Below are 15684 nucleotides of genomic sequence, written 5' to 3'. Positions count from 1 at the left end.
ACAGAGGCGAAGTGGCTCATTGGCTGGGGGATTTGCGGCGGGAGCCGGCCGGCTTGCGAGTGCCGCTAGAGCGTCGGGTGCTACCGGAGCCGGCTTCCTTGCTTGTGCCGGTCTTGCTCGTACTGGTCTTGCTCGTGCCGGTCTTGCTGCGTCGAGAGATTCCGCTCTTGCGCCGCGCACCATTGCCCTTGCGTGCCCCGGAATTCTTGCGCGGTGTCGCGCCACCCACACTGGCCAGTGCAGCGCTCAGGCGGCTGGCCGAGCTGTCAGCCAGCAGGGCACGCAGGTCATCGACCAGCTCGCTCAGAAAAGGCGCTGCCGGATCGCCCTGCTCGTGAATCATGCTCAGGCGCTGCTCCCACAGGGCGGTACGTTCGGGGCGGGAGACGGCGTCCGGCAGCGCATGGATCAGGGCGCGACCGATACGCGTGGAGCGCATGGCCTGGCCATCGCGCACCAGGTAGCCGCGATTGATCAGTGTCTCCAGCATGCCCGCACGTGTCGCCTCGGTGCCCAGGCCATCCACATCACGTAACGTCCGGCGTACCGCGTCATCTTCCACGTAGCGGGCGATGTTCATCATCGCCTGTATGAGACTGGCATCATTGAAGGGCTCCGGCGGGCGGGTCTCCTTCTCCTCGATACCGCAGTCGAGTACGCAGGCCGGCTCGCCTTCCTGCAAGGCGGGCAGAGGAGGCGGGGCCTTGTCGTCTGCCGGGGCCTTGTCGTCGGATGCCTGTGCCGCGCGCTGGAACAGCACCTTCCAGCCTTCGTCGATGACGCTGCGGCCACTGGCGCGGAAGGGCTCCTTGGCGAAACGCAGCTCGACCTTGACCTCACGATAGCGGTAGGCCGGATAGAACTGGGCCAGCACGTTGCGGGTGATCATGCGGTAGAGGTTAGCTTCGTCACGCGACAGGCGTGCGTAGTCCGGCTCGCGCCCTGTCGGTGCCAGGGCATGGTGGGCGCTGACCTTGGCGTCATTGAAGGCGCGTGAGCGCAGGCTGAAATCCGCGCCGCCACTGAAACGCTCAAGCTCATCATCGCCACTGCAGGCACTGATCATCAGATTGGCCATGCCGGCATGATGCTCGCGGGGCAGGTAGCGGCAATCGGAGCGCGGGTAGGTGATCAGCTGATGTCGCTCGTAGAGGGCCTGGCAGGTGTCGAGCACCTTCTGGGCCGGCAGGCGATAGCGGCGAGCGGCATCGACCTGAAGCGCCGAGAGCGAGTAGGGCAGCGGCGCGGGCTGGGACTTGTCGCTGGCCTCGACGCTCTCGACGTGACCATCGCCCGGGGTCTTCAGTGTCGCCAGGTGGCGGGCGAGGCGCTCGGCGGGGCGGCTGTCCAGCAGGCGGCCCTTGTCATCCAGTGGCAGTTGAGTGCCCTTGGTCGCGAGCCGTTGCAGCCACGGGGAGCTGGGGGCATGCCACCAGGCCTTGAAGCTGCCGGTCGCCACGCCGGCCTCGATCCACAACGGGAAGAAGGCACGCGGCTCGAAGGCCTCGATCTCCTCGTCGCGACGCACCACCAGCCCCAGCAGCGGTGTCTGCACGCGCCCCACCGACAACACGCCATCATGGCCGGCCTGACGGCCCGTCAATGTCCAGGCGCGTGTCAGATTCATGCCATACAGCCAGTCGGCGCGCTGGCGAGCCAGCGCGGCTTCGTACAGGGGTTGCCAGCGTTGATTGTCATCCAGCTTGTCGAGGGCACGCGTGACGGCGGGGCGGTTCATGTCGCTGATCAACAGGCGTTTGACCGGCCCACGCCAGCGCATGTGCTCGAGCACTTCCTGCACCAGCAACTGGCCTTCGCGATCCGGGTCGCCGGCATGTATCACCTCGTCAGCCAGCTTGAGCTGTTCTCGAATGGTCTTGAGCTGGCCGCGTGCCTGACTGCGTGGCTTGAGTTTCCACTGTGCTGGAATGATCGGCAGGTGATCCAGTGACCAGCGCTTGAAGCGCTCGTCATAGTCGTCCGGCGGCGCCTGTTCGAGCAGGTGGCCGATACACCAGGTGACGCGAGTGTCTCCGGCATCGATATAGCCGTCGCGCTTGCTGCTGCGCCCGGGCAGGGCCTCGGCGATGGCGCGGGCGAGGCTGGGCTTTTCGGCGATGATCAGGCGCATCGGTCATCCTGGCGGTCAGTGGCACGTTGCATGGTGATCCATACAGTATGCCGCTGGCACGGCGCGGGGATCAATCGTCGTCGAGGGCACGGCGTGCCTGAACGAGCGCACGATACCAGTCGCGGTTGGCGGTCTGGATCAGCGGCGGGCGGTTGGAGAGATAGCTGATCGGGTGGTGATCCGCCGGCTGGTAGTTGCTGAGCATGTTGAGCGTCGCCTCCCGCGCCCCGAAGGTGTCGCGCAGGAAGTCGATCGCCAGCGGTTCCAGTTCAACGCGATAGTGACGCACCAGCGCGATGGCCAGCGATTCGGCGGTACGTGACAGGTCGTCGTCGATCTCGCGCACCATGGCACTGCCGAGTGCCGCCTTGGCGGCGGCGGACTGGTTGGGCTCCAGCTGGCCGAAGTAGGCGGCATTCGAGCCATTGATGGCGCGCTGGACGGCCGGGCGTGAGAGGTGGATGTGCGGTTCGAGCGCCAGAGCGATCTCGATCGCCATGGCCTTTGCCTTGTCGACGCCGACGCGCAGGATCGTCTCGCGGGCCTGAGAGGCGATCTCGCTGTCGACCCGCTTGATGTGGCTCTTGCTGAGGTGATCCGCGAGGTGCTTGCAGACCTCCGCCTTGGCCTCGTCATCCAGCGCAATGGTCTTTTCCTGGATGCGCAGACCGCGCCGCCCCGGCCCGACACGCAGGCGCGTGGCATCGTCGGACATCTGCGAGGAGATATTCTCCCAGCGCTTGGACATCTTGAGGAAGACGGCGTGGCTGCGACCGACCTGCTCATAGGCACTGGTGACCGTCTTGTAGAGGCGAATGGCGTTGGTGAGGATGTCGGCGCGCGTCCGCAGGGCGCTGCGATGTTCACGGTCACCCTCGTTGACGGCGATCGCCAGGTGCGTCACCTGCTCGGCGAGCGCGTCCATGGCCTGGGTGGAGCGCTCCAGCAGTACCTCGGCCCTGAGCCCGGAGGCGGCATCTTCCACCAGAGTGCCGGACTGCTCCGCCAGATAGACCGTCAGGGCCTTGAGACGTGACAGCCCCGTCGCCTGGCGGATGCGGTAGCGGGAGCGGGCGTGCTCGAGATTGTCCAGCGTGCGAGCCAGCTTCCAGCGTCCACGATATTCGAAGGTCAGCAGCGGGATCTTGCGTCCGCTGATCAACTCGAAGGCCAGGATCAGCATCTCCTCCACGTCCTGCATCGTCATCAGCAGGTCGTTGTCCTGCTCGATGGCGGCCAGCACACGCTCGATGAAGTTCTCGTCACGAGGCACGCCCTTGTGCAGATCCGGCGCTCGGCCCTCGAAGCGCTCGCGCAGCAGGCCGATGGCCTCGGGCGCCAGCTCCGCCAGCTCATTGAACTGGGGCTCGAGCCATTCGCGGTTCAGGGTGTTCATGTCGCGGATACGGGCGTGCAGACCGATGCGACGATAGACGTCGATCTGACTGATGATGCGGGCGGCATCACGATCATCCAGCAGCTCCAGCGCCGCCAGCTCCACGCCTTCCGGTGCGAGATCCTGCTTGCGCAGCAGCATGGCAGCGGCTTCGCGGCGACGGGCATCGCCTTCCAGGCTCTCGACGATCAGGTTGCGCGTGGCGAGGATCAGCTCAGGCACGGTATCGATGACGCGCTCGATCTTGGCCTCGGTGCGGTCATAGCGGCGAGAACTGGTCAGGTTGTGGGCGATGTTGGCCACGATCCCCGCGACACCGGTGATGACGGTGTAGGAGATGAAGAAGATGTAGTTCTCGAAGGTGGGTTCCTTGCCATACCCGAGCAGATAGCCCCCCCAGGCACCGATCAGCGTCACCGGGCCGGCCGTCCACAGGATCTGCATCAGGCTCACTGACCATGGCACGCGCTCGACGGCCTGGGTGATGCGGCGAATCTCGTCCCGGCCTTCACGCTCAAGACGCACCTGGGGTGCATCATTGGCTGGGTTGGCGCGGGGACGAAAGAGACTCGGCAGCAACAAGACAGACTTCCTTCAATCAATGGGGCACGTCCGCGAGACGCGGCATGGGCTTGCGGGGCAGGCAGGGGCAGCGCAAGGGATCGCTGGCGAAAGGCGCTGCTAACAGTAGCACTGGCGACCCATTTCGCTCCAGTGAGCGGCACGCCGTCACGCGCCTGACCATGCTAGAATTTCGCCGCGGCTGACAGCCAGGCGTAGGCCGCCAGTTCATCAGTTCAGATGCTGCAGAGACATCGAATCGCTCAGGAGGTCGTGTGGAACAAGTCGCAGTAACGGGGGCGCCAGCAGGGGAAGGGGCGCGCGCCGGGGATGTCGTGCTGCTGGACGGCGGCATGGGGCAGGAGCTGGTGCGTCGCAGCGGTCGTGAGCCGACACCGCTGTGGTCCTCCCAGGTCATGCTGGATCAGCCCGAGCTGGTGCGTGATCTGCATCTGGATTTCATTCGTGCCGGCTCCCGGGTCATCACGCTCAATACCTATACGGCCACGCCCCAACGCCTGACGCTGGCGGGAGTCGGCGAGACCATCGGCGCCGTGCATGCGGCCGCTGGCAAGGCGGCGCGGGATGCCATCGCCCTGAGTGGCGAGACGGATATCCGCGTGGCCGGTTGTCTGCCGCCGCTGGTCGCGACCTATCGGCCCGATGTCGCACCGGATCAGGAAGAATCGCTGGCCAGTTATCGCACCCTGGTGGCGCTGCAGGCGCCCTTGGTCGATGTGCTGCTCTGCGAAGCGTTGTCCTCGCATGACGAGGCACAGGCCGCCGCCACTGCAGCGCTGGAAAGTGGCCTGCCGGTGTGGGTCTCGTTGACCGTGAAGGACGATCTGAATGCCACCCTGCGCAGCGGTGAGCCGCTGGCGGACACCGTCGCCATGCTGGAAGCGCTCGGCGTGGATGCCATTCTGATCAACTGCAGTGCGCCGGAGGCCATACAGGGTAGCCTTGACACGCTGCTTGGCAGTTCGCTGCCGGCGGGCGCCTATGCCAACGGCTTCACGTCGATCGCGGCGCTCAAGCCCGGCGGTACCGTCAAGGACCTCAAGGCGCGCGAGGATCTCGGGCCCGAGCAGTATGCGGCCCATGCGCTGGGCTGGGTGCAGCGGGGACTGCGTATCGTCGGCGGCTGCTGCGAGGTCGGCCCGGCGCACATCGCGTGCCTGTCCGAGCAGCTCAAGGCGGCCGGTCATCGCTGTGTCTCCCGACTGGGGGAGTGAACGATGAGGCGTGAGGCATCATCGTGATAGACTCCGCCTCCTGCTTCGCAGGCCCCGTCGGGCGCCATGTCCGCGGGGCCGTGAAACGTTTTTTCTAGGGAGATGCCATGCTTGCCGAGTGGGTCGAACGGCTCTTGAGTTACGCCAGTGGGGCACTTGATGCCATCCGCTCTGATGAATCCTTTCCTGCCTTCATGCAGTGGGCGCATTCGGAGGGGGTGAATTACAGCGGTGGTGATGAGGCGCTGGCGGTAGCACTGGCACCGGTGCTGTGGAGCCAGACGCCGCTGGTACGCCTCGATTTCGCCTGCGAGCCGCTGGCACCGCCCGGTCGCAACGAGCCCTGCTGGTGCGATTCCGGCCGCAAGTACAAGCAGTGCTGTGACAAGGTCCAGTTGCCGCCGATACCGGAGCACCTGATGTGGATGCTGTCGCTGCGCGAGTTCAAGGGCGAGCAGCTCAAGGCCGCATTGGCTTCGCGGCTCGCGCCGGCTCAGGCGCTGCTGGAGGCGGGACTGATCAGTGCCGAGGCCGGTAGCCGCGGGCGTGCCCAGCAGATCATGGAAGCGTTGTTTGACACCAGTGACTGGTCGCGCCTTCCGGAGCAGGCCGAGCCTGGCTTCGAGCTGCTGCTGGATCTCTATCAGGAGCGCGGCTTCACCCGCAAGAAGGCCCTGTTGCTGGATGAGGTGCTGGAGCGTGGTCCCGCCTTCCTGCGCGGTGTGGCACTGGAGCATCAGTGCCTGCTGCATCTGGACAGTGATGACCTCGGCTCGGCGCGAGCCGCCTTCGTCCGCGCGCAGCAGACCCTGCCGGACTCGCCGACGCTGGCCTATATCGAAGCCATGCTGCTGCTGCATGAAGGGCAGCCGGAAGAGGCGCAGGAACGTGCGCGCTTCTGGTGGCGGCGTCTTTCCAAGCAGAAGGATATCGAACCGGGGCAGCTGGAGTTCCTGGCTGATCTGGCCGAGAACCCGCGTGCGACGCTCGCCGAGCAGATGGTCAATTCCGACGAGTCACTATCGGATTCACTGGCCTCGCTGCAGGCGTTGTTCGAGGTGATCGAGCACCCGTCGCGTCTGGCGCTGGAGACTCAGGACGACGGCAGTCTGCTGTTTCGTCAGAATGCCGAGCAGGCGGTGACACTGGGGCTCTGGGAAGCGGTATTCCCGGCGCGGATCGAGGAAGAGGCAGCGCTGGCGCTGGATGTCGACCCGTGGGAAACCCAGGACCCCAACGAGTGGCTGCAACAGCTGTGTGCCAGTCCCGAATGGCTGGATGTTCCTGCGGTCTGTCAGGGATTGATCCTGGCGCTGGCCAGTCGTTTCGGCAGTCTGCCGTGGATGTCGGACACCTTCTTCGTGCCGTTGGCGCGTCGTTTCGAGCGCTGGCTCGACCAGATCGAACAGGCCGGCGGCCTGCTGCGCTGGGAGGATGGTGACAACGCCCAGTTGCTGCGTTGTGGCCTGGGACTGGTGATCGGCATGGAGCGCGGTGAGCGCGAGCGCTCACGTCAGCTGGCGGAGCGCCTGCTCAAGCTGGACGAGGAAGACAGTCTCGGTCTGCGCGAGCTGGTGCTGGATCAGCTGCTGCGCGAAGGCCGCGATGATGAGGCCGTCACCCTGGCGGAGCACGATATCTCACGCCGTGCCCTCGAGGATGAAATGCCGTTGCTGGGCATTCTGATGGGGCATGTGCTGGCACTCTATCGTCTGGGACGTCAGGCGGATGCCGAAGAGGCACTGGTGATCGTGCGCGAGGCCAACTCCCATCTGATCAGCCTGCTGGTGGCGGAGCACCCGCGACCGGTGAGTCTGGCGGTGGAAGCTCCGGAGCCCGGCACGCGAGGCGAGGCCTGGCAGTATCGCACCCTGATGCGCGATCAGTGGAAGCGCAGCGAAGGCGCACTTGCCTGGTTGGCCAAGCACCGCTGAGCCGGTGTCAAGGGGCGCTCATGCTGCCTGGCGAGTGATCGCAAGCGCTCACATGACAAGGCCTCGTGTGCCAAGGTCCCGTATGCCAAGGTCCCGTATGACGAGGCCCGAAGGAAAAACCCCCGCAGTGCTTAGGCACTGCGGGGGTTTTTTGTACCTCGCCTCGTATCGTGAGGCGGGCTCAGGGGGATGCGTGTAGGGGGGCGATCACTGCTGCTTGCCTTGCTGGCGCAGCCGCCAGGCTTCCCGCAAGGCTGCGCGCAGGCCCGGGGTCTGCCCGACCTGAATGGCCTCCAGCGTCGCGGCGAAGGCGTCCGGTGTGGCACGCCAGTCAGGAGGCTGGAGAGCCCCGGCGCTGCTGACGCCGACTCGGTCCAGTGGGGGCGGGGCATGCTCCGGCAGTATGCCCAGCAAGCGCATGTGACCGTTCTGTACCTGGCGAAGACGATGCACGAGCGCCTTGTGGCGCGCTCCCAGAGGCCGGACCGCCACGCTGATCAAGCCGGCCAGGAGACGTTCCTGCCATTGAGGACGTGCCGGGTTGCGATAGGCCACGCCACGCTGAGAGGCTGCTCCCGCCTGGCGTCGGTCCTTGAACCAGTGGGGGGCGCGCTCATCGAGTGCCTCCCCTTCAAACAGGATGCCGGCGGTCATCTGTTGACCACCATGCACACGGGTGAAGGGCAGGATGACGCAGTCCTCGAGCATGGCGCCTTCTTCCACATAGCTGCCCTGCTCGACACAGCAGCGTCCCTGCAGCAGCACGCCGGGCTCCACATGGGTGGTGATGCCGGCAAAGCCTCCGCTGAGGCGCGATTCATCCAGGCGCGTCGCGCCGGCGGCATAATAGACGTGGTGCAGGTCCTGCTCGCCGGGCAGCACACCGCGCTCCCCATGGGGTGACAGGCGTGTGTCGTCGGTCGCCAGAGCCTGCATCACCAGAGCGTGGTAATGCGACAGCGAGCCCAGCAGGGCTGGCCCCAGCCGGGAGTTGTCGCGCACATCACGCCAATGCAGTCGGCCAAGGGCCGGGTCCTTGAGAGAGGATGGCAGGCAAAGCGGTGCCTCAAGCGTCATGGCCAGCTCACTGATGTCCAGACTGTCGGGCATGAACCACTCCGGCATCAGCAGTACATCGGCGCGCAATACCGGGGCGGGCAGGGCCGCCATGGCCCCGAGGCGCTTGAGCTGCTCACGCGGGTCGCGCTCCCCGGGCATCGGCAGGATGTCGAGCTCGATCCCCCAGCGTGAGCCATCGGCGAGTCGTGCCCGGAACCATTCGGGGTCACGGGCGATGATCAGACTGATATGCGTCACGCCGCGCCCGACCAGCAGATCGAGATTGCGTTCCAGCACGCTGCGGCCGGCGATCGGCAGCAGGGCCGGAGAATAACGGCGGTCAATCGGCGCGATCTCCTGACCGAGGCGGTCTGCCAACAGGATCACATGCATCGCAGACCTCCTTGGCATGCGTCGTGAGAGTGACGCGCTGCAGGGCGCGTGGCGAGGTGGGTATCACGCATCAATAGGCTCCGCGACTGGTCAGGACGGCAGGAATCGTGCGCAACAGCAGCTTGATGTCCTCCTTGATGCCCTGACGGTGCAGGTAGAAGAGATCCAGATGAATCTGTTGCTCGAAGGACAGATCGGAGCGTCCGGACACCTGCCACAGGCCGGTCAGCCCCGGGGTGGCGTCCAGGCGCATGCGGGCGCGAGCCTCATACAACGCCACCTCGCGGGCGAGCGCGGGGCGCGGCCCCACCAGCGCCATCTCGCCGCGCAGCACGTTCCACAGTTGCGGCAGTTCATCGATGGACAGCTTGCGGATCACGCGTCCCACCCGCGTGATCCGCGGGTCCTGCTTCATCTTGAACAGCACACCGCCCTCACTCTCGTTGGCGGCCTGCAGTTCACGCAGGCGCTCTTCCGCGTCGATATACATCGAGCGGAACTTCCACAGCTTGAAAGGCTTGCCATGCCGTCCGATGCGCTCTTGTCCGAACAGGATGGCCCCGGGGGATTCCAGGCGAATGGCCAGCAGAGTGCCCAGCAGCAACGGTGACAGCACCAGCAGCACACCGCTGGCGCCGACGATGTCCATCGTGCGGCGTGCGCGTGGGGTCAGCCAGTTGCTCACTCGCCATCGAAAATGCCGCCAGTTGGAGCGTGACTTCATCCACAGGCCTCGGCCGGGGATGGCCTCCTCGCCATACTTGCGCACGCTCAGCAGGAAGCTCGGATTGCCAAGCACATAGCGCTTGAACATGCGGCGTGGCTCCATCAGCAGACGCCAGGCCCACTCCATGCCAAGCTTGCGCACGACACCTGGCGCACGCGGAATGCGTTGCGAATAGAAGTCGAACAGGCCACCGACGCCCATCACCACCGGTACCTCGAGGCGTTCTCGGTGTGCAGCGATCCATTTTTCCTGAGCGGGCACGCCCATCGCCACCAGCAGCAGGTCAGTGCCCTGATTGATCTGTGCCAGAACGTCCTCGATGATTTCCGGCCCGATGAAACCATGGTGCACGCCACTGATCTCCAGATCTGGCCAGCGCTCCTTGAGTTTCTCCGCCATCCGCTCGGCGACGCCTGGCGCGGCCCCGAGCAAAAACAGCCGCTTGCCATCCGCGACCAGCATGTCGCACAGATGCGGCAGCAGGTCGGTGCCATTGAGGTTGGCTTCCAGCTCCTGGTCGAGCATGCGGCAGGCCAGCTTCACGCCACTGCCATCCGGCAGCAGCAGGTCGCTGTCATGCAGTACCTGCAGGTAATACCGATCATGCTGTGCCACGTTCAGGCAGTGCGCATTGACGAAATTGACCGTGCGCGGCTGCGGGTCGCAGATCCAGCTATTGAGCAGGCGCAGACAGGTCTCGAGACTGGTGTTGACGAAGGGCACGCCCAGCACCTTGACGTGTGGCAGTGTCCTGACGTGCTCAGTGGTGAAAAGCGTCTGATCGATGGATTGACTCATCATGGCGACTCCGCTTCGTGAGCGTCCTGCTGGCGTTCTGGCGTGACGGACCGTGGGCGTGGATCATTGTCGATCTTCTTCTTCTGGGCCTTGCCGATGATGCCTTGGGCGAGCCCTTCACAGCGCAGATAAAGGCGCTCGGGCATCACGCGCAGCATCAGTGCGGCGCCTGCCGTGGCCGCAGTGCGGCCGAATTCGGCCTTCCAGATGCCTGGCCAGGCCTTGATGGCGCGGCGGACATAATCCCAGGCGGCCTTGCCGTCACGCAGTCGAATCGCCTGGCGTGCCAGATAGCGCAGCTGGTAGGCCTGGGCGCGGGGATACCATTGTTCGATGAAGTCGGGCGCATAGGCGCGTGTCAGCTCGACGATCGCCAGCCAGCTCTGGTACTGGCGCTCCAGCTGTGCGGAAAGCCCGCCTTCATTGAGGCGGTAGCGGGTCAGCGGCTCGGGAATGCCTTCCACCGTGGTGCCGGTCTTGAGGGCGATGCGTGTCCAGCACTCGATGTCTTCGCTCTGACGCAGGCTTTCATCGAAGTAGCAGGGCAGCACGCCACCTCCCTTGACCTCGCAGTCGAAGGCGATGGCCTCGAGAATCTCGCGGCGGATGACTGGCGCCGAGCCATTGCCCACCGGGTTGCGACAGAACAGCAGCCCCGGCGTGATGTCGGTCAGGCTTGGCATCTGGTAGTAGTCCAGCGGTGCGCCGTCGGCATCGATGAAGGCCGAGCGCGAGAAGGACAGGCCTACCCCGGGGCGTGCCTCGAGGTGCTCGCGGTGGCGCGCAAGTTTCGCGGGCTCCCAGATGTCATCGGAGTCGAGGAAGGCCAGATAACGGCCCTGTGCGGCGCGCACGCCGGTATTGCGGGCCCCGGCCAGCCCGCGATTGACCGGATGAGGGATCAGAGTGATGCGTGGGTCGTCATAGGCCTCGCAGATCGCCCGGCTGCCATCGGGGGAGCAGTCATCGATGATGAGCAGTTCAAGATCGCCATCCTCCTGCGCCAGCACGCTGTCGATGGCGGCCGCGACGAAACGTTCGACGTTGTAGATCGGCATGATGACCGAAAAGGTCGGGGTCATGGTCTGGCCTCCTGGACGTCCCTGTCTGGGGGAAGCGATGCGGTGGATGCTGCGTGAGGTGTGTCTGGCGAGTCTGGTGGCTGGGTCGATGTATGTGTCATCAAGCCGTCCTGAGCGAGGATCAGTCGGCGTGTCCACAGATAGCCGGGCAGGGCGGCCAGGCTGATGCCGACCAGAATGCCGGCCGCGACGCCGTTGATGCCGAAGGGCACGCCAGCGAACATGCCGGCGCCGAGCATCAGCGTCATGAAGATCTGCAGCTTGAGGTCTGCCCCGGGCATGCCCTGGGCGCGCAGCAGCTGGCCGCAGCTGTCGAGCAGAATGCGCGGCAGGGCCGAGAGGCAGATCAGGATCAGGATCGGCAGGGCACCACGCTCGACCCAGGCCTCCCCGAACAGGATCGGCACGTACCAGGGCGCCAGCAGGCTCTGGGCGATGATGGCGGGCACCGCGACCAGCGCGAACAGGCGCATGCCGTGGTGCATGCGCGCCAGTCGCTCACGCGAGGTCATGTCGCCACACAGCTGCGGGAAGATGGCGGTGGAGTAGGCGCGCAGGAGGCCAAGGCTGATACCGAGTCCGGCATTGAAGGCGAAGAAGTAGACCCCGAGCACGTCCATGGCGAACAGGGCGCCGACCAGCAGGTAATCCATCTGCTGACGTAGCACCGAGACCACTTCGACGCCCATCATCGGGCGCGCGAAGCGCATCAGCGGACGCGACCACAGCGTGGAGGGGCGCTCATCGATGCGCCATGACTCGCACCAGCGGTAGCTCAATGTCCAGATGGGCGTCACGATCAGCTTGGGCAGGATCAGCGCCCAGAACCCGGCTCCCATGGCGGCCAGCAGCATCACGCCGAGTGCCTCGCCGATGCTCTGGCCCATCTCGATGCGCGCCGTGACGTGCAGGCGGTTGCTGCGCAGGATGCGCGCCGCATTGATGGCGGCGGGGGGCAACATCGGGAAGATCAGGGCCAGCGCCATCAATGGCAAGGTCAGATCGGGAGCGTCATAGAGGTAGGCCAGCAGCGGGGCCAGTAACATCTGCAGCACCATAAGGCCAAGGCACACCACCCAATTGAACCAGTAGGCATCGCGACACAGACGCTCATACCCGTCGCGACCGGCCTGCACCAGGGCAGGCACCACGGCGGCATTGGAGATGGCGTGCATGATCTCGTGTGCGGTGAGCACGATGGCGGCGATACCGAAGGATTCCGGCGCGATCATGCGTGCGGCCACCAGGGTGGCACCCAGCCGGGCGATGCGGTGAACCCCTTGCGACATGCCCATCCATGCCAGGTTGCGGATCAGTCGGCCATTGCCGCCTTCTCCGCCACCTGACAGGCGTGTCCTGAGTCGCGTGATCACTCCCATCGCCTGGCTCCCTGCCTTGTCGTGCCCTGTGCAGGCATCTGATCTTGTCAGTCATGCGGATTGATGACTTGTGTCCCCACTCTAGCGCAATGGACTGATGAATTGGCGTGATCTGACGCAGTCCTGTTCCACTATCGGGTCATTTCGCTGCATCACCGTTGCCTGCGCTGGCGGGGTGGGCATCGGGCTCGGGATGAGATGCCTCCACATCCACCGGCCCCCTGTTGTGGATATGCCCCTCACTGGCGGGCAGGCTCGCCAGCTGGTGTGCCTTGCCGATCAGGATCAGCCCCGGCCAGATCAGATAGGCCAGGATCTCCAGGTTCTCGCCGAAGGAGTAGACGAACAGCAGCCCGACCATGATCAGTCCCAGCTGCACGACAGGCCGGCCGACCACGAAGCGCAGCAGATGCAACAGGCTGACCAGCATCGGAATCAACAGCGCGAACAGACCGAAGATGCCCTTGACGAACAGCAGTCCATACCAGCTGTGGTGCGAGCCGATCGGCATGTACTCCACCAGGTGCGGGCCGCGCTCGACGATGCCGTGACCGAACCACGGTGCCTCGTTGCGCCAGCGATCCACCGCGATGCGCCCGAGCGCGGCGCGCACGCGGGTCGAGTCCGCCCGTGAGCCCTTGAAGGCGGCGATGAAATTGTCGATGGCTTCCAGAATCGGCGCGCCGAGAAAGCCGCCGATCAGACTCGCGCCGGAGAAGCTGAACCACAGCCACGGCTTGTGCAGGCGCTTGAGCAGGAACATCCCGGCGCTGATCAACACCAGCGACACCAGCGCCATGCGCGAGCCGGACATCAGGATCATCAGAACGCTGCCACCGATGCCGATCGCCTTCCATATCGGGTGCTTTTCCAGCAGGGCGCAGGCGAAATAGATGCTGGCGACAAAGCCCACCGCCGGTGCCCAGGGGGTGAAGAGTCGCCAGCGTGGCATGCCGCTGCCGGGGTCGATCTCGTAGAGGGAAACGGCGAAGAATTCCGGTCCCGGCCCCCCGATGGCCTGCAGTGGCGAGACGAAGGGCACCTGGGGCAGCCCTGCCAGCCAGGCGCCGACGAACACCGGCAGCAACAGCATGGTATGCAGGCAGACGTGCATGGCCGCGCGGATGATCACCGCCGGGCGGATCGCCAGGCAGCCGATGATCGGGAAGACCGCCAGCAGCGCCCAGCCCTTGGCCCAGCCGATGGAGGACTTGATCAGCTTGCCGGTGCCCAGATTCTCGATCAGATGGCCGGCCAGCAGCGAGAATTCCATCACCAGCATGCCGATGATCCATACCCACAGTGGCCAGGGGAGGCGCGGAAAGCGTTGACGGCCCTTGAGGTGCAGCCAGGCGGCGCGCATCACCAGAGACCAGGCCAGCACCGGGGCCAGTACGTAGAGTCCACCGATCAGGTAGAACAGGTAGGTCGCGGTGATCGAGAACCAGATGATGCGCTCTTCCGGGGTCTCGGGGCGGACATCCGCCTCTGGCCCGGCCTTCAGGGAAAACATCGGCGGCTCACACGCTTTGCTGCAAGCGCAGCAGGTAGGGTTTTCTGATCCACAGGAGGATCAGGCCGATGATGCTGAAGACGCTCGCGGCCAGCGCACCGACGATGGCCAGCTTGATGCCCAGCGAGTCAGCCTTCTCGGGCAGTGGCGGCGGGTCGAGGATCTGCAGCATCGGGTAGCTGGCGAAGGGGTCGATCTGGCCGATGTCGATCTTGGCCAGTGCCGTGGTGTAGACCGCCGTGGCGACCTGTTGCTCGCGCAGCAGGTCCTGCAGCTGGGCCGCCTTGGCGACACTGTTGTCCAGTCGTTGCTGGCGAGCTGCCAGATTGGCGCGTCCGGTCTCGAGCTCGCTGATCACGCCGCGCCGCTGGGTGTCCAGGGTGATCAGCTCACCGACCAGGCTGTCCTGGTTGGCATGGCCGGCGGCGGCCCGCAGTGCATTCTGGTTGCGTGAGGTCTGGCGGGGCAGCAACTCCCGCATGCGTGAGGCCAGCGAGCGTTCCAGTGAAGCGAGCCCCGCGGCCAGATTGATGACTTCCGGGTTGCGCTCGCCCCATTTGCCGCGCGCTTCATCGAGACTGGCTGCCTGCTCCGCTGCCTGCGTCAGCAGCGCCTGGTAGCGAGCATCACGCTGCAGTGCGATCACGCCCCCCGCCTGACTGGCATCGAGCCCCAGTCGGCTGGACAGGGTGGTGAGGCGGGCGTTCAGCGCCGACAGCTCGCCATCCCGCATCTCGAGGGTGTCCTTGAACTCCTCGACACTCAGTGTCAGCTCCTTGAATTGCTCCATGGAGACCAGGCCTGACGTGGACTGGAAGTCCAGCAGCTTGCGCTGGGTGTCCTTGAGCGTGCGATCGTAGGTCTCGAGCGAGCGACGGATGACGGCTTCGCGTCGCGCCTGTTCATCGTTGCGCAGCTGTTCGATCACCTCATTGAAGGCATCGATGTGCGCATTGGCGCGTTCAAGCGCGGCCTTGGCGCTCGGTGCGCTCGTCTGGAAGGCGATCAGGGCGGTCTGGTCGGTCAGCTTGATCTTGGGCTTGGCGTAATCGTCGGGATGCATGTCGACCGTCCTGGCGGCACGCTCCAGCACGGCAGGGCTCTCGGCGATGGCGCGGTAGTTGACCTTGGGGTCCAGCGAGGAACTGGAATAGGACGAGTTGGCGCTGGTGCTGGCCTGGCCGATGCTCTCGAAGTTCACCGAAAGCCCCGAGCCGGTACCCGGCAGGATCATCGTCCAGCTGGTGGTATAGGTGACGGGTGCCACGGCGATGAAGGCGATGGTCAGCCCCCAGATGACACTCAGGATGGCGGTGGTCAACAACAGATAGGCCGCGCGGCGGGTGCGCGGGCGCATGCTGGAGCCACGAGCTGCCCAGCCCAGCAATACGCCAAGCATTCGACGCCCCAGTGAGGGCTTCGCCGTGTCTTGCGGCGTGTCGGGTGAGCGGGACTCTGTCATGCACATCCTTGTCG

At 65.2% G+C, this 15684-nt stretch carries 10 protein-coding genes; 2 read left to right on the top strand and 8 right to left on the bottom strand.

Annotated elements, in window-relative coordinates; genetic code table 11:
* Positions 1 to 16 precede the first annotated feature (16 nt).
* Both QD228_RS01705 and QD228_RS01700 read right to left on the bottom strand, forming a co-directional pair.
* Positions 17 to 2131, bottom strand: a complete 2115-nt coding sequence (locus tag QD228_RS01705; protein ID WP_279874242.1) for a DNA topoisomerase III — start codon at positions 2129 to 2131, stop codon at positions 17 to 19.
* Between the two features lie 70 nt (positions 2132 to 2201).
* Positions 2202 to 4109, bottom strand: a complete 1908-nt coding sequence (locus QD228_RS01700) for a hypothetical protein (RefSeq protein WP_077371752.1) — start codon at positions 4107 to 4109, stop codon at positions 2202 to 2204.
* Positions 4110 to 4363: 254 nt separating this feature from the next.
* Here QD228_RS01700 and QD228_RS01695 point away from each other — a divergent pair, with 254 nt between their 5' ends.
* On the top strand, positions 4364 to 5323 hold the full coding sequence (locus tag QD228_RS01695; protein WP_240499581.1) for a homocysteine S-methyltransferase family protein: 960 nt from the start codon (positions 4364 to 4366) through the stop codon (positions 5321 to 5323).
* Between the two features lie 107 nt (positions 5324 to 5430).
* On the top strand, positions 5431 to 7257 hold the full coding sequence (locus QD228_RS01690; RefSeq protein WP_077371759.1) for an SEC-C domain-containing protein: 1827 nt from the start codon (positions 5431 to 5433) through the stop codon (positions 7255 to 7257).
* A 207-nt stretch (positions 7258 to 7464) separates the two neighbouring features.
* Here the strand turns inward: QD228_RS01690 and QD228_RS01685 are convergent, their stop codons facing one another.
* The 6 genes from QD228_RS01685 to QD228_RS01660 form a co-directional block, all read right to left on the bottom strand.
* Positions 7465 to 8709, bottom strand: a complete 1245-nt coding sequence (locus QD228_RS01685; protein ID WP_279874240.1) for a hypothetical protein — start codon at positions 8707 to 8709, stop codon at positions 7465 to 7467.
* A 70-nt stretch (positions 8710 to 8779) separates the two neighbouring features.
* Positions 8780 to 10237, bottom strand: a complete 1458-nt coding sequence (locus QD228_RS01680; RefSeq protein WP_279874238.1) for a WecB/TagA/CpsF family glycosyltransferase — start codon at positions 10235 to 10237, stop codon at positions 8780 to 8782.
* Positions 10234 to 11316: a glycosyltransferase family 2 protein gene (locus QD228_RS01675; protein ID WP_279874236.1), complete on the bottom strand. Its 1083-nt coding sequence runs from the start codon at positions 11314 to 11316 to the stop codon at positions 10234 to 10236. Before QD228_RS01675 ends, QD228_RS01680 begins: the two co-directional genes overlap by 4 nt.
* A complete protein-coding gene (locus QD228_RS01670) occupies positions 11313 to 12695 on the bottom strand; it encodes an oligosaccharide flippase family protein (protein WP_279874234.1) in 1383 nt (460 codons plus the stop codon). The genes QD228_RS01675 and QD228_RS01670 overlap by 4 nt, the downstream gene beginning before the upstream one ends.
* Before the next feature lie 139 nt (positions 12696 to 12834).
* Entirely contained in the window at positions 12835 to 14208 is a 1374-nt protein-coding gene (locus tag QD228_RS01665) for an O-antigen ligase family protein (RefSeq protein WP_205700463.1), read from the bottom strand.
* Between the two features lie 7 nt (positions 14209 to 14215).
* A complete protein-coding gene (locus QD228_RS01660) occupies positions 14216 to 15670 on the bottom strand; it encodes a hypothetical protein (RefSeq protein ID WP_176502809.1) in 1455 nt (484 codons plus the stop codon).
* Positions 15671 to 15684 lie beyond the last annotated feature (14 nt).

Origin of the sequence: Cobetia sp. 3AK (assembly GCF_029846335.1) — a bacterium.
Taxonomy (GTDB): Bacteria; Pseudomonadota; Gammaproteobacteria; order Pseudomonadales; family Halomonadaceae; genus Cobetia; species Cobetia marina.
Note: the sequence above shows the minus strand (reverse complement) of the source record. Positions and strands in the feature narration are given on the sequence as shown.